Raw genomic sequence first — 22,166 nt, forward strand, 5'->3', positions numbered from 1 at the left:
ATAACTGGCAATCCAGGTGGTCCCATCACCCTGGCAAAAATCAGGTCACACTGGTCCCATCCTCATGGCAGGCGACACCGGGAACCATCGAGCGAGTCATCTACGACGAAAACGACTGGGCGCCGGCTTCAATGCGGCAGGAGTTCCGCGGCCACAGCGTGATCCTCGAGCCGAGCACGTCCTCGCCCCACACGCTGACCGTGACCGGCAAGAAGTTCGGAACGCTGGTGCTGCTCGTGGTGCCGCCACACACGGACCCCGCCGTGGCGCACACGGCCGTGACGACGGCAGCCGACCCCGACGACGAGTCCACCCCCGAGGAGCTGCTGCAGATGGCGCACCAGCCCAAGCAGCGGCGTCACCGCGGGTCGTCGCCGCACCTCGGCGGCGGGCACGTCCGCGAACCGTCACGCGCCGGGGGCGTCGCCGCGGCAAACGTTCGGTAACCGCGGCGCTGCGCGGCTTGCCAGGAGACCGACTGCCACATGCGTCGTGCAGAACCGACCGAACTGGTTCGCAGGTGATGGCCGACGCGACAAGAGGTTACACAGAGCACCAGATAATCAACGACCGAAGGTCGGCCACCGCCTGCGCGTAAACCAGCCCTCAACACGTCACAGCTCAGCTCTTACGCATATGGACGACCACAGTCAATTGGTCTTCGTCCCGTTCTGGACGACTTCGCGCCAAGTGTCTTGCCACTCCGAGAATTTGTCCGCGATCGCACCTGCATCGACCTCAATTGCGTGAAGGTCCACGCCACCCAGGGATTCCTCGTTCAGCGCCCTGTCGACAGGCGTGCGACCGTGGGCCAACAGTTCCTGTTGCCCTTGTTTGGAGAGAACAAAATCCTGGAGCAGCATTCCCCCGGCGGGATTCCCTGCCTCGCATGGGATTGCATATGCGGATACTTCAGCCACTGCTGGGACCTGTACGGGTTTCCACTCGATCGGTGCGCCCTTGCTTTCCAGTTCGACGATTCGATGGACGAAATTGTTGGCAGCGATCGAGTATTGCCCGGCAATAACTAATTCTGTTGTAGCGGTGTGCCCGTCGGTGATGGCGGCGTTCGAAGCGATCTTGCGGAAGACGTCAACCGCCTGGTCCTTCGTCATCCGCTCAGTGTTCATCAGGTTAGAAACTTGCGCCGCGAACCAGAAGACGTCGGTTCCCTCCATTGCAAGTTTGCCCTTGAACCGCGGGTCGGCTAAGTCCTGCAGAGACTTGGGCGCTTGATCTGGAGGCAACAGCGTTGAATTCCAGGCTGGCACAGTAATTTTCAGTGAGTCGCCAGTGAAGTTTCCGAACTTCGCCTCGGGCACCAGATGCGACACCTCCGGCGACGACGCCGGGGCCAGGACGCCCTCTTTATCAAGCGGATTCATCCCTAGGTAATCAAGCTGGATGACGTCAGAGCCCCGATAGCCAGCAGCGGCTTCCTCTAAAACCCGCTGGCGGATGTCGTCGGTTCCGGCCCGATAGACCGCCACTGTGAGACCGGGATACTTGTCTTCAAAAGGCCCCGTGATGACGTCCGCGTCGTTCAGTTCGGTGTACCAGCTGATCGTGCCGTTGTTGACGGCCTTTGCATCGGCCGCCAAGGTCGCTGCCCGCTTCCCGGGCGGCATACCGTTGACCTTCTGCTGCTCTTGTACGGCCGGGCCGTTCGCACAATCCTTCTTTGCGAGCTGGCCTTCGTCGCCGGTTCCGGCGGGCGCCGAACAGGACGACAACGCCAATACCGTCACAACGGCCACTACCATCGCCGAACTGCGGCGCGCTTTCGGACCGGCAAATCCTCTCAATACACGTTCTATGCACATTCTCGTCAGGGCGATCACCATCCCGCGATTTGAGAAAATATCTAAGATTGAAAATCTACCGGTTCTAGCTGCATCGCGTTCGCTAAGCAGAGAAATGCGCCGCAATGTTCGCGCGCGTTCCTGCTTTGCATCCGATGAGCGGGCACCTACGGGCGTGCTCGACACCCGACAGCTTGTAGGCCGACAGTCTTTAGATCTGCAGCTCTTTGCGGTAGATACGGAAATCGGTCGGTGTACACAGCATCGGCGCAAGATGCGGGTACGCCTCTTCGGTGTGGCCGATCCGCGTAAGGCGATAGCCGAGGCGGTCGTACCACGCCGCGAGGAATTCCTTCGATTCCAGTACCCACTCGCGTGGCACCAGCAGCTCCAGTTGCATCTGCCCGCATCCGTCGTCGCGCATCGATTGCTCGGCGAAGCGCACCAGCTCGGTGCCGACGCCGCGGCCGCGCGCGGCAGGCTCGGTAGCCAGCATCCCGAATTCGCCGGTGTTCGCGTCGAGGCGTTTGACGCAGACGACACCTGTCGGCTGCCCGTCGATGTCGGCGACCACCAACTGCCCGGCCCGTGTCAGGGTGACGACTTCCTCGACAGAGGTACGCGTGGCGTCGTCTCGCCAGAGGCCGCGTTCGGCATCGGCGTAAACACGGTTCACCAGATCGGTGATGTGCTCCATCAACGAAGCATCTTCTGCGGCCGACGCGGGAAGCGTTTCGATCACGCGACCAAAGTAGTTCCCCGTTCAAGGGTCCTCAGGCGCGAACGGATGCCTGACGAGATCGGGCCTCGCCAAAATGGTTTGCTCCATGCGTTCTAGCGAATATCAATATCAAACCAGCAGCCCGAACGAGACGTCTTTGGCTGGCACCACATCCAGCCATGCTGAGGCTAATATGCCATCTGATCAGGTATATCTCAACAACGAAATTGCGTTTCGCCACGCCGATATTGTTTGCACTTGCAACGACTGATACAGCCAGCATTGGTTTTGCTATTTGCCAGCAATGAACGCCGGTTAGTCTGCGTGAAGCATGAAACCCGCCCGGGGTTTCGGCATCCTGAGTCAGGGGGCGAACGTGGCCAACCACATCTTGAGCCAGCAATCCGCCAAATACGTCGGCCGGATCGGTGCTCTGGCGGTCGCCCTCGGCATAAGCACAGGAGTCGCGTCCACGACGGGAGCGCCTGAAGCGGAGGCCGCACCTGACGTGGGCATCTCTATCGGTGGCGTCGGAATCAACAGCGCCTCTGCCACCGCAAAGAGCAGTTTCGGATCGGCAGCCGTTGCGATTGGTCATAACAGCTCCGCAGAAGCCACGAACGGTGTACTCAACCGCGCGATCGCTATCGGCAATAACAGCAGTGCACGAGCGACGAACGGTAACAACAACAGCGCGATCACCTTGGGCGACAACAGCCATACGTACGCGGGCGGCGGCAATAACAACCGTGCCTCGGTGCGCGGGAACAACAGCCACGCCGAGGCGTCACTCGGCAACAACAACAACGCAAGTGTCATGGGCAATGCCTCGGTTGCCCGCGCGGGATGCTTCGATGAAGTCGGCTCACCAAAGTGCACGCCCACCTACAACCAGAACAATCGCAACACTGCGCGCGTGACCGGTAACGACGGCGAGGCGCGCGCCGGGGACGGACAATTCGGAAGTGCCAGCCGCAACACCGCAACGGTCAACGGTAACAACGGTACTCAGGCGTGGGCGACACGCGGCAATAACATCACCGCCGCCGCGACGGGTGATGACAGCTTGGCGTCCGGTGAACGCGGCGACAACATCACCGCGACCGTGAACGGCGACCGTAGCATCGCCGCGGCATACGGCAACGACGCCAGCGCCAGTACCACCGGCGACGTAAGCGCGGCCCTCGCTAACGGCGAGCGCAGCACCGCCACCGTCAACGGCAACCAGAGCATTGCAGAAGTCGGCACGCACGATACTGCCTTCGCTGATGCGACGGCCACTGTAACCGCCGACAACGCAATGGCACTGGCGCACGGCGAGGGTGCCAGCGCAGAGTCGACCGCTGACGGGTGGGGTGCGGCGGCCGGCGCAGGTCAACAGATCTCATGCGATGGCAGCCCCGCCGACCAATGCTTCCATCCCGCCTTCCCCAGTCCGTGACACCGCCATGTCAGATGCTCGCTATGCGAATGGGTGTCAGAGCACATCCAGCACGGCATCCAGCCGGCCGTCGAGGTCGCCTCTGCCGCCTGCATACATCGGGCCTGCACCGTCGGCGAATAGTCGGCGCAACCGCGCCATGCCCATCGCAGTCACCGGCCGCGGCGAATGCAGGCGCAGCGTGATGGCGTCGATCATCGGCTAAACCCGCAGCGCTTCGGCGATCATGGCGGCCTGGGCGATGACGTCGTCCTGCCACGGCTTCAACGGGTGAGCCGGCGAGTTGTCGAAGCTCTGCGCGAACGGATCGGGCACGCCGGTGTCGTGGCCGGTGAGCGCTTCCAGCACCGCCAGCCCGCAGAACGGGACGTGCACCGGCGAGTAGCCGCCCTCATGCGAAAAGACAATCCGGCCCTCGCACACGTCGTCCGCCAGACCGACCAGGGCGCTGGCCATGTCCTTGAACCCCTTCGACGTCACCGTCATACAGCCGAGCGGGTCGACCGCGCTGGGATCAAAGCCGCTGGAGACGAAGATGATGTCGGGCCGGAAGTTTTTGACCGCCGGGATGGCAACGCGTTGGATGGCCGCCAGATAGGCGCCGTTGCCGGAGCCGGCGGGCAGCGGGATGTTGATGTTGGTGCCCTCGGCGCCAGGACCGCCGGAAGCGGTCACGTCGCCGGTGTCCAAGGGGAACAGTCGATCCTGGTGCAGCGAGACCGCCAACACGCCGGGGTCGGTCCAGTAGATCGATTCGGCGCCGTTGCCGTGGTGTACGTCGTAGTCGACGATCGCCACCCGCTCCACACCGAGTGTGGCGCGCACGTATTCGATTGCGACACAGACGTTGGAGAACAGGCAGTAGCCCATGCCCATGTCGCGGCGCGCGTGGTGTCCTGGCGGGCGCACCAATGCGTAAGCGTTGTCGACGGCTTTCGTCAGCACGGCTTCGGCGGCGGCCATGGTGCCGCCCGCGGCGAGCCGCGCTATGTCGTAGGAGCCGGGGCCGAACGGGGTGAACCCGTCGCCGCCGTCGCCACCGCGGGCCTCGCTTTCACGTTCGATACGGTCGACGTAGGCCGCGTCGTGCACCCGCAACAGATCGGCCTTCTCGGCGAACCGCGGTCGCAGCCGGACGAGTTCGTCGATCATCCCGGAGACTTCGACGAGTCCGGCCATTCTGGACTTCGATTCACCGGTTTCGAAATTCAGATGCGGTTGGTTGAAGCCGCCGGCCGGTACGAAGCCGACGTGGGTGCCGGTGTCGTGCCAGGCGTAGCGTTCGTGCCAGATGTAGCCGGTACGTCGGCGTGCGGTCATCGCGGCTGTCCTTTCGCGTCGACAAGGTCGGCTGGTCGTTGGTGCAATGAGTCGAAAAGTTCGGCGACACGGCGCCTTTCGTCGGGAGTGGCCGGCGCGGCGTACGACACCGCGACATATACGACGAAGTTGACGGCCAGCGCGACGACCCCGGACGTCAGCCCACCGAGCACCGGGATGGCGATCGGGTACATCAGTTGCAGCACGCAGGCGGTCGCGAAACCGACGATCATCGCCGCGCATGCCGCGGCGGCATTTCCTCGGCGCCAAAAGATTCCGAGGAACAGCGTCGGCGCCAGCTGCACGATGCCTTGGTAGGACACCTGCGCCAGAGCCACCATGCCGGAGGCCAGCGCGTCGGTGGTGGCCACCGCGACCGCGCCGGCCACTAGCGTGAGCACCCCGACCGACACCTTGCCCCACCGCGCGTCCTCGACGCGGGTGCCGCGCGCGACTCCGACGACGTCGTTGGCGATCTGCGCGCCGAGCGCTTGCAGGTTCGCGCCCACATTGCCCATGGTGGCGGCCAGTACGCACAGCCCCGCGAGCGTGAGGATCAGCGGACCGCCGACCGACGCGGTGATGAACCACACCTGATCGGGGGCGTCGGACACGCCGGGCAGCGTCGACGCCGCCATCGCGAGCAGGCACAGGGCGGACCCGAAGACAAACAGCAGCGGCGACGCCATGACCGCGGCGCGTTTGATCGTGTGTGTGCTGTCAGATGTGAAGAGCCGCACGAAGATATCGGGCCAGCACCAGCCGCCCAATGCGCCGGTGGCGACGAGCGCGAACAGGAACAGCGGTCCGTCGGCGCTACCGGGACCGGGCAGGGTCAAGAACGCGGGGTCGACCTCGCCGAATCCGTGGCCGTTGGTAATCAGCCAGGTGATCAGGCCGAGGATGAGCAGGGTACCGATGAGGTAGGCCACGACGCCCTGGATGAAGTCGCCGATCACCAGGCCGCGGGCGCCGAGGCGCACGGTCCACCACTGGCGCACGACGATCACGGCGATGCCGATGAAAGCGGCGGTGCCCGCCGACACGGCGCCGAATGACAGGTATTCGAACACGAGCGTCAGCGACTGCATGCCGAGCACGATCCACGGGAAGGACGCGATCACGCCGATGACGGCGGCGATGACCCGCACGGCTGTCGACCCGTAGCGCAGGCGCAGCAGGTCCGCCTGGGTGCGCAGGTCGAACCGGCGGCCCCACTCGTGGACGGGCTGGGCCAGTAGGAACATCAGCACGACGGCGAGGATCGAGTAGGAGACGAAGTAGAAGCCGATGGCACCGGCGCTGGCGGCGAGCCCGGCGAATGCGATGAAGATGGTGCCGGGCAGCCACGTGTTGACGAACGCCATCGCCGAGAACATCGGGCCGAAAGATCGTCCGGCCGTGGCGTATTCGCTGAAGTCTGCGCTGGTGCGGGTGCGCTGCAGAATGACGAACAGGATTGCGAGGAAGACCGCGACGCCGCCGTAGCCGATGAGCATCTGCATGCGCTACTTCTCCTTGGCGGAGCTGTCGAGGCGGTACATGACCGCCAGGGAGAGTACGCCGAATGCGCCGGTGAGCAGGAAGTACCAGACCGCCCCGTGACCGAGGATCCAGGTCAGCGGCGGAAAGAGCAGCAGAACGAAATCGATGATCGCAAGCGCGACAACGATCCTCGCGCTCGTTTTCCTTGCCTGCGGATTGCCGATTCCCATCGCGCCCCTTTTTGCCGGAACGTTCCGGCACGCGTTTGAGACTTGTCGCACAGCCCGGCGATGTCAAGAGCAATCGGTGAAAAGTTGAGGTCACTACGATGACCGCATGGCTGCGCGTCGGGTGACGATCGTCGAGATCGCCCAGCGTGTCGGCCTGTCCAAGACCACGGTGTCCGATGCACTGCACGGCGGCGGGCGGGTGTCGGCGGCAACCGCGGCGCGGGTCGTGGAGGCTGCACGCGAACTCGGCTACGTGTCCAATCGCGCGGCCAGGCAACTGCGGGGGCGTCGGGTCGGTGCGTTCGGGATCTACATCCCGCCGATCGCGAGGAACTTCAGCTTCTACATGGACTTCGCGTTCGGGGCCGCGCACGGGTCGGCCGAGCACGACGCGGACCTGACGCTGTTCGCCCGAGAGGCGGATGATGTTGAGCCGCGCCAGTTTCAGGTCGACGGCGTACTCGCCGTCGATCCGCTACCGGGTGACCCGATGCTCGACCGGCTCGTCGCCGCCGGGATCCCCATGGTGACGGCGGGTCGACCGCCGGCCGAGCTCGCCGATGCCGTCGCCGCGGTGATCGAAGCGCCGCACAGCGGGCTTGCCCGTATGGTGCTCGATCACTTGCGCGACAGCGGTTTTCAGCAACCGGCTTTCATCGGATCGGACCGGCGGTTCTATTCGTCGTGGGCCGACGACGTCCGCCAGAGCTACCTGGACTGGTGTGCCGCCAACGGCGTCGAGGCGTATGCGTTCGACTGCCCGCTGGACGCCAGCACCGAGGAGCTCGGCGCCGTGGTGCGCGAGGCAGTCGGGTCGCCGGGCATCGACGCCCTGGTGTGCGCGCCGCAGGGCTTCGCCGGGCGGTCGTTGGACATCCTGGAGGCCAAGGGCATTCACGTCGGGCCGAAATTCGGGCTGGCGTCGCTGAGCAGTGAGCGCACCACCGAACTGCGAGACCCGCGGATGACGGCCGTCGACCTCGCCCCGTGGGCATTCGGCCGCGAGGCCGTCAACCTGCTCGACGCCGTGGTGGCCGGCAGGCCTTTCGAGCACTTCAACCGGTTTGATCAGGTCCAGATGCGGAAGGCGGGCGAGACCGTCGGCAACTTCGGCGAGCGCTAGCCTGCGGGCTGACGGTCAGCCGGCGGCGGTCCGAGCGCCTCGATCATCGCCACGACGAATGCCGCCGCAGCCGAGGCCGCGAAATTCTGCCAGTTGTCCCGCTTGTGACTGTCGGCGAAATCGCTTACGGCCTTGACGACTCCCCACGCCGGCTCCACGTCATAGGCGGCGTGCGCGACGCCCAGGCTCTCCATCTCCACCCCGATGAGTTCAGGCCAATCGCGCCGCAGGCTTTCGCCCCATTCTTTGTCCGCGATGACTTTCTCGCCGGACGCCAGCACACCGAAGTGAACGTTGAGTTTGTCGGGGCGCTTGCCGGCGATCTCGGGCGGGATGCGCGCCCACCAGTCGGTACGACGGGCGAACTCGGCGGCCTTGATGAGCTTGTGTGAAGCGTGGTAGGCCTCGTAGCGGTGCTCGAATGTGCCGTCGGTCAGCTTGCCCGTCTCGTAGTTGACGACTTGCGTGGGTACCAGGATGTCACCGAGATGCTGGTGCCGCGCGCGAAATCCGCCGGCGATACCGCTGAGGATCACGTACTCGGGGTGCCACGTTGCGATCGCGTCGCGCGCCGCAATGGCCGCGTGGAGATTGCCCGCCCCGGCAATCGGATAGACCACCACTCGCCGCTCACCGATGTAGCCCGCGTAATGCGATCTCATGCCGGGCGTCGCCGACCAATCGGTCAGCAAAGTGCTGAGCGCAGCCGCCTCCATGCCCAGCGCGGCCAAGACCACCACGCTCGCCCAAGGATCCGTTGAGCCACAATCCATCCGCTGAGGCACCGCCCGTTCCGCGTCGCATGGTTTTCCGCCTGCAATTGCACCATGTCTTCGCCCACCTCAACGTGCCGATTGGGCAACGTCCGCAAGACCAAGGCCGGGCAACGCGCCGGTGACTGCCCAGTCCCGCGAACGTGAAGATCTTGTGGTTTCCGGCGAGAAATTTCGCAGAGGCTTCACGTTCGGCGAGACAGCGCGGCCGCTGGCGTGCTCCAGGTGCTCCAGCCGTCGTCAAGATCGCGACATCGCCGACGCGCGCGCCCGCAATCCGCCGAACACCGGTCATCTGCGGAGCCGATCTGGCTGGCAAATGTCGACGACGCCAGGGCCTCGAAACGAAGGTAACGATCAGGTAACGATGTATCCCATCTTTTTGATACAAGATACGTTCGATCTAGCGTCGTTCGGTAAATGCACACCAGCTTCACGGCGGAGATTCGACATGCAGGCAGGCACGCGGGCGCCCCACGACGCTGGCCGCCCCCTGCCCAGCGTGAGTGGCCGCCGGTCACTCGGCACCCAGGTGTATCAAACACTGCGGGAAGCGGTCGTGCTGAACGTCTTTGCGCCAGGAGAGCCGCTGCGTCAGGCGGCTCTCGCGGAAGCGCTCGGCGTGTCACGGATTCCTGTGCGGTCGGCCTTGTTACGGCTCGCGGCAGACGGACTGGTCGAACTAGGCGATCGCAAGGGCGCTGTCGTCACGGCCCATACCGCCGCGCAGGCGCGTGAGCTGTACGACATTCGAATCGTTCTCGAAACGCACGCGGTACGGCAGTCGATGCGCGCCATGACGCCGGAGCGTGTCAGGACACTGCGCGCGCTTTCCGACCTGGCCGAGTCGAAGCGCGCCGAGATGGTCGACGCGCGGCGCGCGTACTACGCCGAGCTCTTCGACGTCACCAACAATCCCGAACTCGTGCGTCTCCTTGAGGAGCTACGTCTCAAACTGGGGCGCTACATCTTCGGCTGGCGACTACGCCATCCACACGACGAAGCGCACAACGACGTGCTCAACAAGATCGCGGCGGGCGACGAGGCTGGAGTGATCGCTTCCGTCGAGGCGAACCTGTGCCAGGTACGCGACGGCATCGTCGAAATGATCAAAGAAGAGGAACAGAACAGAGCGGTAGGGACACCCCAGCGATCGCTCACCCTGCGAGAACGTCTCATGGAAGCGCTCGACCGCGGAAGGAAAGACGATACGTGACCGGCACCCTGCTCGAATTACGTGATGTATTCGTACGCTTCCCAGGAACCACGACGAATGTCCTCGAAGACATCAACCTCGGCATCGAACAGGGCGAGTTCGTGACCGTCGTCGGGCCGAGCGGCAGCGGCAAGACGACCCTCCTGCGGGCGATCCACGGACTGCTTCCGGCCGCGTCCGGCATCGTCACCGTGGCCGGTAACGAAGTGCGCCGACCTACCCGCGACCGCGGCTTCGTCTTCCAGGCGGACTGCCTGTTGCCGTGGCGATCGGTGCAGGACAACATCGGCTATCCCCTTGAACTGCAGGGTGTTCGCCGATCCGGAGCACGTCGCCAGGCGGCTCCGTTACTCGCGATGACCGGCCTCGCTGACGCGGCCGAGAAGTATCCCGCCCAGCTGTCCGGCGGCATGCGTCAGCGGGTGAACTTGGCGCGAGCGCTGGTGTCGGATCCCGAAATCCTCTTGATGGACGAGCCTTTCGCCGCTCTGGATGCACAGACACGTGAGGTGCTGCAGGCCGAGCTGCTGTCCATCTGGCAGCAGAAGCGCAAGACCGTCATCTTCGTCACCCACCAGCTCGACGAGGCGGTGTATCTTGCCGACAAGGTGGTGGTTCTCTCCGCCAATCCCGGCCGAGTGCGCGCAATCGTGCCCGTGACGTTGACACGTCCCCGCAGCCTTGACGTCAAGCACACCGTCGAGTTCACCGAGATCGTCGATTCGATCTGGCAACTCATCAGAGATGACGTACTACTTCACAAGCGCGTCCAAGACACATGAGCGCGACCGCAGAACACAGTAGATCGCTGCGGGCCAACGCAATTCCGTTCGGAAGGGACATCATGACACGCATATCCGCTCCGGTCCGGTGGATGATGCCGGCGCTGATCGCCGTCGCTTCACTGCTGCTCGTCACCGCCTGTGGCGGTGGTGGCGGCGACTCGAATGCCGCCCAGGAGGGTAAAGGCACGCTTGCGATCGCCTTCTCGAACGCGGTGCCGCAGGTTGAGAAGGTCCCGACGATCCTCGCCAGCGAGCAACTCGAAGACGAGGGCTACGAGATCAAACTCATCTGGCTGCAGTCCTCCGAAGACCCAGTGCAAGCCGTCGTCCGCGGCGACGCACAGATCGGAACGGCCAACACCAGCACCCTATTTGGCGCCACCGCTCAGGGCGCGCCCGTCAAGGCGATCTCGGCGCAGAATAGCCCGTCGTACGCCATGGTCGTTCCGCCCAACGTGACGACGCCGGAAGGTCTCGACGGGTTGAGGATTGGTATTCACGCCCAGGTGTCGGCGACTGCGCTCTACACCAACCTCCTGCTCAAGGACTATCCGAACGTCAAACCCAACCTCGTCGTCGTGCCCGGCTCGGCCAACCGCGTGCAGGCATTGATCGCCGGCGAGCTGGATGCGTCCGTGGTGCAACTGTCGGATCTCCAAGTCCTGGAGGAGAAGGCGCCGGGCAAGTTTCACGTCCTCTACAACTACGCGACTTCGATGAACGACATCGTCGATAGCGCGATCTTCACCAGCGACAAGTTCCTCAAGCAGAATCCCGACGCGGTGAACGACTTCCTGGACGCCCTCGTCGCGCAGCAGAAGCGGATCAAGGAAGACCCGCAGGTGCTCATCGACGGCATCGTTGCGAACGTTCCGGACGTAACTCCGGAGCAGGCAAAGGGTTTCGCCGATACCTATCTCGAGTCCAATGTGTGGCCTGAGGACGCCAACTTCACCGATGAGAGCATCAACGCGACGCTCGATGCGGTGAAGGAGTTCGGCGGCCTCGACGGCGTGCCGACGCGTGAGGGCTGCTGCACCACCGAACCGTTGGACGGAGTTCTCCATAAGTGACCACTAGCTCGTCTGTACAGGCCACCGGCACGGTCCAGGCGCCCGCCACCACCAAGGGCCTTGCCGGTGGCCCGCCGTCGGGCAAGATCGCCGCTCGAGCCAAGCGGAAAGCCAGCGTCTGGGCAGTGCGAATGGCGTTCATTGCGGCCATCCTCGGCGTGTGGCAGTGGCTCGGGATCCGCGACGGGGGCCTCTTCGTCCCCACGTTCACCGACACTGTCGTCGCGCTTATCGAGCAGGCTCGCAACGGCATACTGTGGCCCGCTGTGTGGGCGAGCAACCAGTCACTGCTGATCGGGTTTCCCGTCTCGATCGTGCTCGGTCTGCTCGTCGGCTTTGTGCTGGGCCGTCGCCGCGGCGTCGATCGAGCGAGCAGTTACTGGCTCGACATTGCGCTGGTCGTCCCGATGGTCGCGCTCGTGCCGGTCATCATCGTGGCGTTCGGCCTGACCCTGACAGCGCGTGTGGTGGCTGTGTTCCTGTTCACCTTTCCCGTCGTCGCGCTCAACGCCCGCGCCGCCGTGCGGGTGCCGTCGGCCCAGTTGGAGGAGATGGCAGTATCTTTCGGCGCGTCACCGCTGCAGGTGTGGCGGACGGTCATTCTCCCTGGTGCCGCGGCGCCCCTCTTTACCGGCACACGAATCGCCTTGTCCAGAGCCATCTCCGGGATGATCGTCATCGAACTCACCCTGATTCCCGCCGGCCTTGGCGGAACGATCATCAAATACACCTCGCAGTTCTCGGCGCCCAACCTCTATGCGATGACACTCGCGGTGGTGCTTGAAGGACTCATACTCGTTGGGCTGGCGACCTGGCTCGAGCGAGCCGTCATCCGCAGGCTCAAGGGGGTTTCCCGTGGCTGACACCCATGTCGCGACCGAAGCGCGTCAACGAATCCCCCTGAACGGCTGGATGACTACCCTGTCTCCGGTCGCGACTTTCATCGTCGTACTCGCGGTGTGGCAATTGGTCGCCGTCACTATCGAACCCGGTTGGCTGCCTCCCCTGACCGACATCTTCGACCAGATGTGGAGCCACATCGCCGACGGATCGTTTGTCGCGGCCGGTGTATCCACACTGCGCACGCTCGTCATCGGACTGCTGATCACGATGGCGATCGCCGCCGCACTGGCCGCTCTGCTCGGGCTGAGCGATCTGATCGACGAGGCGTTGACCACAGTCCTCGGCGGCCTCATGGCCGTGCCGACCGTCGCACTGATCCCGATCTTCGTCTTCATCTGGGGTCTCAGCGAAACGTCGGTTGTCATGTCGGTCGTCTCTTTTGCGTTATTGCCCCTCACACTCCAATGGGCGACCGCTCTTCGTGAGGTCCCGGACCCGCTGATCGAGATGTCACGCAGCTTCGGCGCCAACCGCTTTCAGCTTGCGTGGACGATCTACCTTCCCTCGGTGGCGCCGCTGCTCTTGACCGGTCTGCGGGTGGCCATTGTCCAAGCGATCAAGGGCGTCATCAGCGCAGAGGTCATCATCGGCACGATCGGTATCGGGAAGCTGTTGATCGTCGAGTCCTCAACCTTCGACATCGCCGGAGTCTGGGCCGTCATCGTCCTGATCATCATCGCCTCGCTGATTTCGTACGCAGTGCTGATGTGGCTGGAAACGCGGGCGAGTCGCTGGGCCGACTGAACACAATGCAATCCGATCGACAGTGGTGGACGATCCGAGGCGTCAACACGTGCGTGTACGACACCGGTCCCGGTGCGAACCGCGCCGCGATCGTCATGGTGCACGGCGGCGACCCGCGTTCGCTGTCAAACGCCTTGGACTGGAGCACTATTTGGTCGCCGGCTGACCTCGGCGCTCGGCTGATCGCCTACGACAAACCCGGACAGGGGCTTTCCTACTCTCCGGACCTCGTCGACCGGGCGATGGGAGCCAACGCGATCTGTGAACACTTGGAAGAACTGCTTGACCGCCTCGGCTCGATCCCGATCATTCTGATGGGTCATTCACGCGGAGCGTTGCCGGTCGCCGCGGCCGCACTCCATCACCCCGACCGGATCGCCGGCCTGGTGTTGGTCTCGTCGAACACACTGGCTCCCCCGTCGCCCGAAACGCCCGCGGATTTCTACCCTCGGGCGTACGACGCACCGCCACCGGAGCCGACGACCGAGTTCATCCGCCGCGAGCCGTGCATGAATTCCTACCTCATCGAGCACGTCGACGGCCTTGTACCCGGGCGGTTCGAAGCTGCGACGCAAAACAATTGGTGGTTTGACCGCGAGCGGCGAATCCGCGACTACAACACGATCGTCAAGCCTGAATTGGATTGCCTACGGTCGCGTGTTCTCGCTGATGTCGAAGAGCGCGGCTTCGCCATGCCGGTGCTTCAAGTGTGGGGTCACAACGACGTCTCCGCCCCGGTGGCCCTAGCGCACACTCTCTTCGCGAAGATCGCGGCCCGAACCCGCGACTGCACATCGGTCGTCATCAATCGTTCGGCACACTACGTCTACCGCGAGCAGCCCCGCCGGTTCGCCGCCCTGCTGCGGGCGTTCGTCACCGAGCTCGTGCCGACCTGATTCGTCACCCCGCCGAACGTGAAGATCTTGCGGGTTTCGGCGCGAGATTCCGCAGAGGTTTCACGTTCGGCAGGAGGGTGATCCGTTGGCCCAGGCGTTGTAGCCGCCGGCCAGGTCCGAGACGTCGGTGAATCCCCGCGCCCGCAACAGCGAGGCCGCCGCACTGGAGCGCCACCCGCTGGCACAGTGCACGACGACCGGTTTTTCGTTGGACACCTGATGGATTCGGCTGCGCAGCTGAGCCAGCGGGATGTGGATCGCGCCGGGGATGGCGCCGCGTTCGACCTCGCCGGGATTGCGAACGTCGACCAGCGTCACCGCATCCTGAGCCCGAAGGTGGTCCAACTCGGCGGGGCTGACCCGCGGGGCGCACTGCAGCAGGTCGGCCAACGACGGGTCGAACGCACCGCCGCGGTCGACGTTGACGTAGCCGATGGTGTTGTCGCAGCCGACGCGGGCAAGCCGCATCGCGGCGGTCTGCTCCTGTCCCGGATACGTTATCAACGCGATCGGCTCGTCGATATCGACCACCATGCCGACGGTTTCGGCGAAACGCCCGTCGAAGCCGACGGCAATCGAGCCGCGCAGGTGACACGCTGCGAAGTCATCGACGCTGCGGGCGTCAACGACGGCGACCCTATCGTCGAGAGCCTTACGCAACTGCGCTGCACGGAGCGCCGGGATCGTGCGGGACGGGGTTCAGCAGCGAGTGCTCCTTCTTGTTCATCGCCGCGTCGACGGCGAAGTAGGCCGGTGCGGTGGGGTGCCCGTGGGTGACAAGTTCGACGAAGGCGGCCTCGCTCATCGGTTGCACCGACGGATTGGTGCGTCGTTGCTCGCCGATCGTCGAAGTCAGTTCCGACGACAGGTTCTTGCCGCAGGCCGACCCCGCCCCGTGCGCGGGCAGCACTCTCACGCTATCCGGCAGCTTCAACAGCGTGTCGTGGATGGTGTGATACATCGCGTGAGCCAGCTCCGCCGGCGACCCTTCGCCGATGTTCACCAGGTCGGGCCGACCGACGTCGCCGATGAACAACGAGTCGCCGGTCAGCACCGCATCTGGTTGTGCCCCAGGATGTTCGCGCACCAGCACGCTGATCGACTCCCAGGTATGCCCCGGCGTCGACAGGATTTCCAGTTCGACTTCGCCCAGCAAGATGCGCTCCCCGTGAGATAGCCGGCGAATGGGGTAATCGGCCTGGGCGGCTTCGCCCAGACCGATCCATGCACCCGTTGCATTGGCCAATTCCAAATGGCCGGAGACAAAATCGGCGTGGAAGTGCGTGTTGATCACGCCTTCGATGGCCAATCCGTACCGCGCGGCGTCCGCGAGATACTCGGTGATATCTCGGCGCGGATCGACAACGATTGCGCGGCCGGTCGTTTCGTCAGCGATCAGGTATGACGCTTGCGATAGACATTCGAGGTAGTACTGCTCGAGGATCATCGCAGTTGCCCATCATTTGGGCTGCGGCACTAAGCGCAGGTACGGCTTGACCGTTTTCCAGCCGCCAGGGAAGCGCTCGCGTGCCTCGTCGTCGGAGACTGCGGGGATGATGACGACGTCCGAGCCCTGCTTCCAGTTCGCCGGGGTCGCGACTTTGTGTTCTGCGGTCAACTGCAGCGAGTCGATGACGCGAAGGATTTCGTCGAAGTTGCGCCCGGTGCTCTGGGGATTAGGTGATCGTCAGCTTGATCTTCTTGTCGGGGCCGATCACGAACACGCTGCGCACCGTGGCGGTGTCGTCGGCGTTGGGGTGGATCATCCCGTACAGGTCGGCGATGCGTCGGTCACCGTCGGCGATGAGTGGAAAGTTGAGCGTAACCCCTTGGGTCTCTTCGATATCGCGCGTCCAGCGCTCGTGGGAGTCGAGCGGGTCGACGCTGAGTCCGATCACCTTGACCCCTCGGCGGTCGAACTCGGGCTTGATCCGGGCTACCTCGCCCAGTTCGGTGGTGCAGACCGGGGTGAAGTCTTTGGGATGCGAGAACAGCACTCCCCAGCCGTCGCCGAGCCAGTCGTGGAACGTGATAGTCCCCTCGCTGGTTTCAGCGGTGAAGTCGGGCGCTTCGTCACCCAGTTGCAGTGCGGTGTTTGAGTTAGCCATAGTCGTGCCTCCTTTCGACGCCGACTGTAGCCGAGGCCGGTTCCGCTCCGGTGAGAATTTGGTACAAGCGTCCCAGCGAATCGGCAGGGACACACCGTTTTCCAGCACAAACGTGTCGATCTCGGTGGCCGACATTGGACGTCCTACGCTGATAGCTGAAATTGACGCGGACGAAGCGCCTTTCGCTTGCTGGCGGGCACGCGGGCCTCGGCCGTGCGGACTCCGTCAAGCGTTCGAGGGCGAACAGTCGCGATCACGACTTCCTCCGGTCGCAGCGTAGAGCGTCGGCGGCCGTGAAAATCGGTTCGTTCGCACCCTATTGCGCCGATTTGAGTTTTCACACAGCGCAGCGTCAGAGGTCGAGGCGCAGATACGTTGTCGCCGCTTCGATTCCGACGCGTACGGCCTCGGAGCCCTCGAAGGGATCGATCTCGACGGCGCCGACGGAGCGGTAGAGCTCCTGTGCCTCCGTCATGAAGCTCAGCGTCTCCAGTTGCACGCTGGTGTATCCCTCGGCGCGCGCGTCGGTCAGCAGTCGGTCGAACAGCGCCCGCGCGATGCCCTTGCCCCGCGCGGCGGGCCGAACGAACATGCGCTTGATCTCCGCGGTATCCGGGATATCGGTCGGCTTGAACGCGCCGACGCCGACGACGTCACTGTCGAGGCGGGCTGCCAGCAGCCGGCCCCGAGGCTGCAGGAACTGCAACGTCTCGTCGAAGTAGGCGCGTTCACGGGAGCCGTCGGGATCCACGTTGTCGATACCCAGGTCGCGTGCGAACCGCTCGACCATCCAATCGAGGTATTCGCGGAACACCGGCTCGACGACGGCGGCTGCGTCCGGTCCGGTGAGGGTGTCGATGCGCCAGGTATCCATGCTTGACCGATGCTAGTCAAGATCACGCGCCGCCGTTTGCCCCGAAGTATGCAGGGCGACCACAGGTTTGCCGCTCAGCCGACGTCGTCGGGATCGGGGTCCGTCTACGCCGGTTCGATGACGGTGATGGTCTCGGCATCCGCCGGCAGGGTGAAGCTGTCGGTGAGGCGGACGTCCTCGGTGCCGAGATTGACGGCCGCCATCGGAGTGTTCGGCGGCATGTAGTAGCAGCTGCCCGCCGGGAACGGCTCGGGCGCACGGCCTTCGACGTAAGGGGCCATCGTGCCGCTGAGCACACAGGTGACACCGCCGAACTCGTGGGCGTGGATCGGGGCGCGGGTCCCCGCCTTACGCACACCTTGCATCACGACCACTCGCTGACCGTTAGCGTCGATGGTGTCCAGCATGGTCGACACCTCTTGCAGCGGGTGCCAGTACCCCGGGTAGCTCGGCGCCGTTGATCGTCGACACCTCAGCCCCCGAATGACCTGGGTGCACGTGCGCCATTCCGCAGGTCAGCCCGGCCAGCACGACAACACTCGAATGACAAAAGAAGGATCCCCCGCATGCGGGCAATGTAGTTGCTGGACGCCTTTGACGTGAGGAGTTGCCGAAGGCCGCCCTGCGCTAGTGCCCCCAGTCGGACTCGAACCGACACTGGGCGGATTTTAAGTCCGCTGCCTCTGCCAATTGGGCTATGGGGGCGTTGCAGATCAGAGAATGATAAAAGCCGATTCGGCCTCGTTCGAGCGTCCCCGGTACCGCAATGCTATCGATGGCCTTACCAGCGCATCGGCCACACCACTCGAATCCTCGTTGAGAAGGTGGCCGCACCGTAGAGCGTCATCGCGTGTCCAAGGAGCCGTTGCACGACGTTGACGTTAGCGCCTGTACTGATCGCCAACCACGCCGTGGTCTATCTCAGGCCGTGTGAGATACCAGCCCTTCGACCCCGGACGTCGTCGCGGGCGTGTCGAATGCCCAGCGGAATTCAGCGAGAGGCAGGAACCCGCCTTCACGACTGGGAAACACCAGTGCGTTCGGGTCGGCGGGCAATTGAGTATGGAGCTGTAACACCCTGTCCCGCATGTGCTTACGCCTCAGTACATCCTGCCCGCGCTGTACCGCCGTCTATCGACGATCCTCAACCAGGTCGAATAGAACTCGTAGTCAATACCTTTCAGCGACACGTCAGCCCAGGTGGCAGACTACTGTGTCAAGCAGGGAGCGATATCCTGCAACGGTTTTGGACATGCGGTGCTGTTGGGCTGCAAACCATTGTTCGGCCGCGCCGCCGGCCTGCGTAACCTGTGTAACCTGCCGTGCCGCAGTTTCTGGGCCACCGCCGCACGGGTCGAAATAGTGCTAGCTGCCGCCGATCACCCGACCCATCGACCACGAAAGACCCCACCGGCCCTGGGAAAGCCCGCCCCAGCCGGCGACGCGGGACGACTAACACGCCACCGCACGAAAGCCACTACACCGCAGCACCACTCGGCATCAGACCCGAGCCCGCGCCACGAAAAATCGAGGCTAACGTGATTCGCTGACGGGCGACTTGAGCCCGTAGAGCTCTGCGATGTTGGGTCCTGCGATCCGCGCGGCAACCTCCTCGCCGGCGACGGCCACGAGCTCGCTCCAGGGCTCAGGGGTCGCCATGTCGCAAGGCAGGTCGGTGCCCATCAGGACGTTCTCTTCGCCCACCTGGTCGATCAGGAACCGGAGGGCCTTCCGATCATGCGTCAGGCAGTCGAACCGCACTTGCCCGAAGTAGTCGGCGGGGTCGCGCGGCGCGCTCTCCTCAAATGGCCTGACGGAACGTGCGTGGCGCAGCCGTCCATGTTGGAACGGCACGTAGCCGCCGGAGTGCACGATCACGATGTTCACGCCGGGGTGCCGGTCGAGCGTTCCCGACATGATCAGTCGCTCGATCGCGATCGTCGTCTCGAGCATGTTCCCGATCACGTTCGTCAGGTGAAAGCTGTCGAAACCGGGATGAGGATGCTGATACGCGGGGTGGAGCATCACCGGAATCTCCAGCGCCTCCGCCTCGGCCCAGAAGGGCTCGAAGACCGGGTCGTCCAGGAAACGGCTCCCGGTGCTCGTACCGATCTCGACGCCGACGCAGCCATCGGTGTGGGCGTCTCGCAGCACGCTGGCGGCCCGTTCGGGTGCCTGGAGCGGGACGGTGGCCATCCAGTTGAGGTGGTCCGGCTGAGCGCTTGCCATCGCACGAAGGCCGTCGTTGATCAGCTCGGCCAGAGCCGTCCCGGCGTCCGGGTCGACGTCGTAGTGGAAGAACGGCGGATCCACCGACATCACCGCGGTGTCGAGCCCGTGCCGCTTGAGGTCCTGGACCTTCGCCGCCGCGTCGTAGAAGCGCGGCTGAAGCTCGTAGTCGCCCTCGGGGCCGCCCTTCAGCTGACGCTCGCCAACTACCTCGATCCCGAAGACGGGCTCGCGGTCATAGAACTCGACCACCGCCTCGGGCACTGCATGGTTGTGGATATCGGCCCTCACTGGGGTGGCTCCTTCGGTCGAATCACGTGACTACGCACAGTGCAGTCTGTTCACTGACGCAAGATTATATAGATTACAAAGATCTATCTAAGGAGAAGAATGCTTCGACATTCAGTCCTCTGGATCCTTCGATACCCGCTAGACGCTGAGTCGCGACTGGCGATGCTCCAGCGTCTCGCCTACCTAGGAACCGAACCCCCGATGGTTCGCTCCGGCGACTACGGGGCGGACCTGTTCGGTGGCAGCGAGTTGTTACACCGCGTGCCTCCCTGGGAGCGGTTGCCCGTGTGGCGCCGTAAAGGCAGCGACGGTCCGATCTCCAATTTCGACCTCGCACTCCACCTGGACTTCGAGGACTGGGAGGCTTTTCGGGCCTACGCGGCCGACCCCACCCATGATGCGGCGTCCAAGTCCAACGAGGTCACCTCGTTCGACGAGTTCACTGCACGCGTGGACTGGTATTACGACGGGGACGCGCCGCCCACCCGGGCGGGCCACGTCAAGCACGCGGCGATGTTCATCTGGAAGGACGAGGCCTCAGAGGGCGAGCGAGCCGCGGCGATCGCCGCCGTCGAGAGCCTGACCAAGGTGGAGGGAGTCGAGAGGGCGCTGGTCGGTCACAATGTCGGCAACAACCCCACCGACTACGACTGGATCATGGATCTCGAGCTGCCGGATCCCGCGACCACCCGGAGCTTTCTCGAGGGAAGCGCTTACCGAGAAGCGATGAACGCCGTGGCTGCGGCGACGAAGTATGAGTGGACGGCTCGGCTGTCGCACGTGATGCACCGACCGTAGGCTGCCGCAGTCCTCTCGCGGGCCCAAGAATCGCCGCACTCACCTGGTCGGACGGGCATCGCTTCAAAAAACGGGACCGCCAGCCCAGCCCGAAGCTCACAAGCGTTCCTGAGTGATGGGGCGTCATCAAGAAGACTTCCGGAATCACGACCGTTACGTATAAGCAACCTAAAAATCGTTGCAATTCTTATAATTTATGACACTAGCCGTTCTATAACTTATGACATCACGCTCGAGGGCTTCGCGTCGGTGGGAGGAAATGGTGGTGGAGACGGTGCGGCAAATCGGCAAGTTCGCGACGTTCGGCGTCCTGTCCGTAGCCGTCTGCGTCGGTATCGCTGGTTGCAGTCCTGGCGGTGACAGCGGTGGCGGCGGCAACAAGGGGACGATCAGATTCGTCTTCTCGCCCGATCCAGCATGGAACTGGATCGAGGACCAAGGAATCCTCAAGGAGATGGAGGACGAGTCCGGGTATCACATCCAGCGCTTCGAGACCGAGGACGAGTTTGCCAGTTTCGCAGGCGGCCACGCCGACATCGTCTCCACGGGCACCTACGAAACCCCTGTGCTGGAGAAGGAAACCGGCGTCCAGACCGTGACCATCGGCAAGTACAACCGCGCCCAGGACATCGTCGTGGTCAAGAACGGCAGCGGCTACAAGAGTTTCGGCGACCTTCCCAAGGGCTGCAAGGTCGGAGTCGAGTCGTTTGCGGGTTCCAGCCTCGTCTGGCAGGCGCTGGCCAAGGACATGGACAACCGCGAGCTTGCCGAGGGCTCCGACGACCTGCAGATGGCGCTCACGGACTTCGAGGTTTCTCCCGACCTCGTCGTCAAGGGTGACCTCTGCGCTGGGGTGACGGCCATGACGACGTCGATCCCCTATCTGATGAACGGCAGCGTCGACGTGCTCTACGACGGTAAGACGGCCGCCCAGCTCTACGAGGAGAAATACGAGCCGGGCCACGTGGGTATGAACAGCAACAACTTCGTCACCCTGCACAGCTGGTACAAGGACCACCCCGACGAGGTCGCGTTCTTCCTCTCGGTGTGGCAGCGCGCCCTAGACGAATGGAAAGCGCACCAGTCCGAGATCATCGACGCCAACCAGGAGGACTTCGGCTACCAGAACGACGTCGAGAAGCAGTTCGTCAAGGACTACTACGCCAACACATACGACAACTTCCTCGACTCGGTTTATCTGACCCCGAAGTGGATCGAGCAGGAGCAGGGCGTGACAGACCTCCTGCGGGCCGCCGGCCTGGTGCCCGAGGACCAGCAGGACTCGATTTACGTGTGCATCGATCCGGAGACCGGGAAGCAGACCTGCGAGATCCCTGATGTCGGTGACAACTGA

General features: G+C 63.8%; 23 protein-coding genes, 1 tRNA gene and 1 pseudogene. 11 read left to right on the plus strand and 14 right to left on the minus strand.

Features of this window, described 5'->3' with window-relative positions:
• The coding region (locus CQY20_RS21755) for a DUF5994 family protein (protein WP_234816348.1) at nt 1-446 on the plus strand (446 nt) is incomplete at its 5' end.
• A 204-nt stretch (nt 447-650) separates the two neighbouring features.
• On the opposite strand, the gene CQY20_RS21760 is transcribed toward CQY20_RS21755, so the two are convergent.
• A complete protein-coding gene (locus CQY20_RS21760; RefSeq protein WP_097942164.1) occupies nt 651-1,844 on the minus strand; it encodes an ABC transporter substrate-binding protein in 1,194 nt (397 codons plus the stop codon).
• Nucleotides 1,845-2,013: 169 nt separating this feature from the next.
• Entirely contained in the window at nt 2,014-2,544 is a 531-nt protein-coding gene (locus tag CQY20_RS21765) for a GNAT family N-acetyltransferase (protein WP_234816349.1), read from the minus strand.
• Nucleotides 2,545-2,854: 310 nt separating this feature from the next.
• On the opposite strand from CQY20_RS21765, the gene CQY20_RS21770 reads away from it, so the two are divergent.
• Nucleotides 2,855-3,964 (plus strand): hypothetical protein, encoded by a 1,110-nt coding sequence (locus CQY20_RS21770; RefSeq protein ID WP_097942165.1) that lies wholly within the window; start codon nt 2,855-2,857, stop codon nt 3,962-3,964.
• Between the two features lie 36 nt (nt 3,965-4,000).
• On the opposite strand, the gene CQY20_RS34895 is transcribed toward CQY20_RS21770, so the two are convergent.
• The 4 genes from CQY20_RS34895 to CQY20_RS21785 are packed head-to-tail and all read right to left on the minus strand — an operon-like array spanning nt 4,001 to nt 6,999.
• The gene (locus CQY20_RS34895) at nt 4,001-4,162 is read right to left on the minus strand and encodes a hypothetical protein (protein WP_163701625.1); all 162 of its coding nucleotides are present in this window, start codon (nt 4,160-4,162) and stop codon (nt 4,001-4,003) included.
• Nucleotides 4,163-4,165: 3 nt separating this feature from the next.
• Nucleotides 4,166-5,284 (minus strand): histone deacetylase-like amidohydrolase, encoded by a 1,119-nt coding sequence (locus CQY20_RS21775; RefSeq protein WP_097942166.1) that lies wholly within the window; start codon nt 5,282-5,284, stop codon nt 4,166-4,168.
• A complete protein-coding gene (locus CQY20_RS21780) occupies nt 5,281-6,789 on the minus strand; it encodes a sodium:solute symporter family protein (protein WP_097942167.1) in 1,509 nt (502 codons plus the stop codon). The genes CQY20_RS21775 and CQY20_RS21780 overlap by 4 nt, the downstream gene beginning before the upstream one ends.
• A 3-nt stretch (nt 6,790-6,792) precedes the next feature.
• Nucleotides 6,793-6,999, minus strand: a complete 207-nt coding sequence (locus CQY20_RS21785; RefSeq protein ID WP_097942168.1) for a hypothetical protein — start codon at nt 6,997-6,999, stop codon at nt 6,793-6,795.
• A gap of 106 nt (nt 7,000-7,105) precedes the next feature.
• Between CQY20_RS21785 and CQY20_RS21790 the strand changes: the two genes are divergently transcribed.
• The gene (locus tag CQY20_RS21790; RefSeq protein WP_097942169.1) at nt 7,106-8,122 is read left to right on the plus strand and encodes a LacI family DNA-binding transcriptional regulator; all 1,017 of its coding nucleotides are present in this window, start codon (nt 7,106-7,108) and stop codon (nt 8,120-8,122) included.
• Here CQY20_RS21790 and CQY20_RS21795 read toward each other — a convergent pair.
• The gene (locus CQY20_RS21795) at nt 8,119-8,862 is read right to left on the minus strand and encodes a 5'-methylthioadenosine/S-adenosylhomocysteine nucleosidase family protein (protein WP_163701667.1); all 744 of its coding nucleotides are present in this window, start codon (nt 8,860-8,862) and stop codon (nt 8,119-8,121) included. The genes CQY20_RS21790 and CQY20_RS21795 overlap by 4 nt on opposite strands.
• A 154-nt stretch (nt 8,863-9,016) precedes the next feature.
• On the opposite strand from CQY20_RS21795, the gene CQY20_RS21800 reads away from it, so the two are divergent.
• The 6 genes from CQY20_RS21800 to CQY20_RS21825 all read left to right on the plus strand — a co-directional run bounded on the left by CQY20_RS21800 (nt 9,017) and on the right by CQY20_RS21825 (nt 14,512).
• Nucleotides 9,017-10,111 (plus strand): GntR family transcriptional regulator, encoded by a 1,095-nt coding sequence (locus CQY20_RS21800; protein ID WP_133119097.1) that lies wholly within the window; start codon nt 9,017-9,019, stop codon nt 10,109-10,111.
• Complete coding sequence (locus CQY20_RS21805) at nt 10,108-10,893, plus strand: ABC transporter ATP-binding protein (RefSeq protein ID WP_163701670.1); 786 nt, start codon at nt 10,108-10,110, stop codon at nt 10,891-10,893. The genes CQY20_RS21800 and CQY20_RS21805 overlap by 4 nt, the downstream gene beginning before the upstream one ends.
• 62 nt (nt 10,894-10,955) lie before the next feature.
• Nucleotides 10,956-11,969, plus strand: a complete 1,014-nt coding sequence (locus CQY20_RS21810) for an ABC transporter substrate-binding protein (RefSeq protein WP_163701673.1) — start codon at nt 10,956-10,958, stop codon at nt 11,967-11,969.
• Nucleotides 11,966-12,832: an ABC transporter permease gene (locus tag CQY20_RS21815; RefSeq protein ID WP_097942174.1), complete on the plus strand. Its 867-nt coding sequence runs from the start codon at nt 11,966-11,968 to the stop codon at nt 12,830-12,832. The genes CQY20_RS21810 and CQY20_RS21815 overlap by 4 nt, the downstream gene beginning before the upstream one ends.
• Complete coding sequence (locus CQY20_RS21820) at nt 12,825-13,616, plus strand: ABC transporter permease (protein WP_097942175.1); 792 nt, start codon at nt 12,825-12,827, stop codon at nt 13,614-13,616. The genes CQY20_RS21815 and CQY20_RS21820 overlap by 8 nt, the downstream gene beginning before the upstream one ends.
• Nucleotides 13,617-13,621: 5 nt before the next feature.
• Nucleotides 13,622-14,512 carry an alpha/beta fold hydrolase gene (locus CQY20_RS21825; RefSeq protein WP_133119098.1) on the plus strand — a complete coding sequence of 297 codons (891 nt, stop codon included), beginning with the start codon at nt 13,622-13,624 and terminating at the stop codon, nt 14,510-14,512.
• Nucleotides 14,513-14,572: 60 nt separating this feature from the next.
• On the opposite strand, the pseudogene CQY20_RS21830 reads toward CQY20_RS21825, so the two are convergent.
• From CQY20_RS21830 to CQY20_RS21860, 7 genes and pseudogenes are all read right to left on the minus strand, one after another.
• Nucleotides 14,573-15,959 (minus strand): annotated as a pseudogene (locus CQY20_RS21830) (MBL fold metallo-hydrolase).
• A 12-nt stretch (nt 15,960-15,971) separates the two neighbouring features.
• Nucleotides 15,972-16,130: a thioredoxin domain-containing protein gene (locus tag CQY20_RS36355; RefSeq protein ID WP_234816350.1), complete on the minus strand. Its 159-nt coding sequence runs from the start codon at nt 16,128-16,130 to the stop codon at nt 15,972-15,974.
• 58 nt (nt 16,131-16,188) lie between these two features.
• Entirely contained in the window at nt 16,189-16,620 is a 432-nt protein-coding gene (locus CQY20_RS21835; RefSeq protein ID WP_234816351.1) for a redoxin domain-containing protein, read from the minus strand.
• Nucleotides 16,621-16,972: 352 nt separating this feature from the next.
• Nucleotides 16,973-17,494, minus strand: coding sequence for a GNAT family N-acetyltransferase (locus CQY20_RS21840; protein WP_097942177.1), 522 nt, complete (start codon nt 17,492-17,494; stop codon nt 16,973-16,975).
• A gap of 104 nt (nt 17,495-17,598) precedes the next feature.
• Entirely contained in the window at nt 17,599-17,901 is a 303-nt protein-coding gene (locus CQY20_RS21845; protein WP_097942178.1) for a cupin domain-containing protein, read from the minus strand.
• Nucleotides 17,902-18,125: 224 nt separating this feature from the next.
• Nucleotides 18,126-18,199, minus strand: a tRNA-Leu gene (locus tag CQY20_RS21850).
• Between the two features lie 828 nt (nt 18,200-19,027).
• Nucleotides 19,028-20,014 (minus strand): amidohydrolase family protein, encoded by a 987-nt coding sequence (locus CQY20_RS21860; RefSeq protein WP_097942179.1) that lies wholly within the window; start codon nt 20,012-20,014, stop codon nt 19,028-19,030.
• Between the two features lie 201 nt (nt 20,015-20,215).
• Here CQY20_RS21860 and CQY20_RS21865 point away from each other — a divergent pair, with 201 nt between their 5' ends.
• Together CQY20_RS21865 and CQY20_RS21870 are read left to right on the plus strand one after the other, a co-directional pair.
• Nucleotides 20,216-20,812 (plus strand): antibiotic biosynthesis monooxygenase family protein, encoded by a 597-nt coding sequence (locus CQY20_RS21865; RefSeq protein WP_133119100.1) that lies wholly within the window; start codon nt 20,216-20,218, stop codon nt 20,810-20,812.
• Between the two features lie 265 nt (nt 20,813-21,077).
• A complete protein-coding gene (locus tag CQY20_RS21870; protein ID WP_133119101.1) occupies nt 21,078-22,166 on the plus strand; it encodes an ABC transporter substrate-binding protein in 1,089 nt (362 codons plus the stop codon).

The organism is Mycolicibacterium agri, assembly GCF_002553505.1.
GTDB classification, from domain to species: domain Bacteria; phylum Actinomycetota; class Actinomycetes; order Mycobacteriales; family Mycobacteriaceae; genus Mycobacterium; species Mycobacterium agri.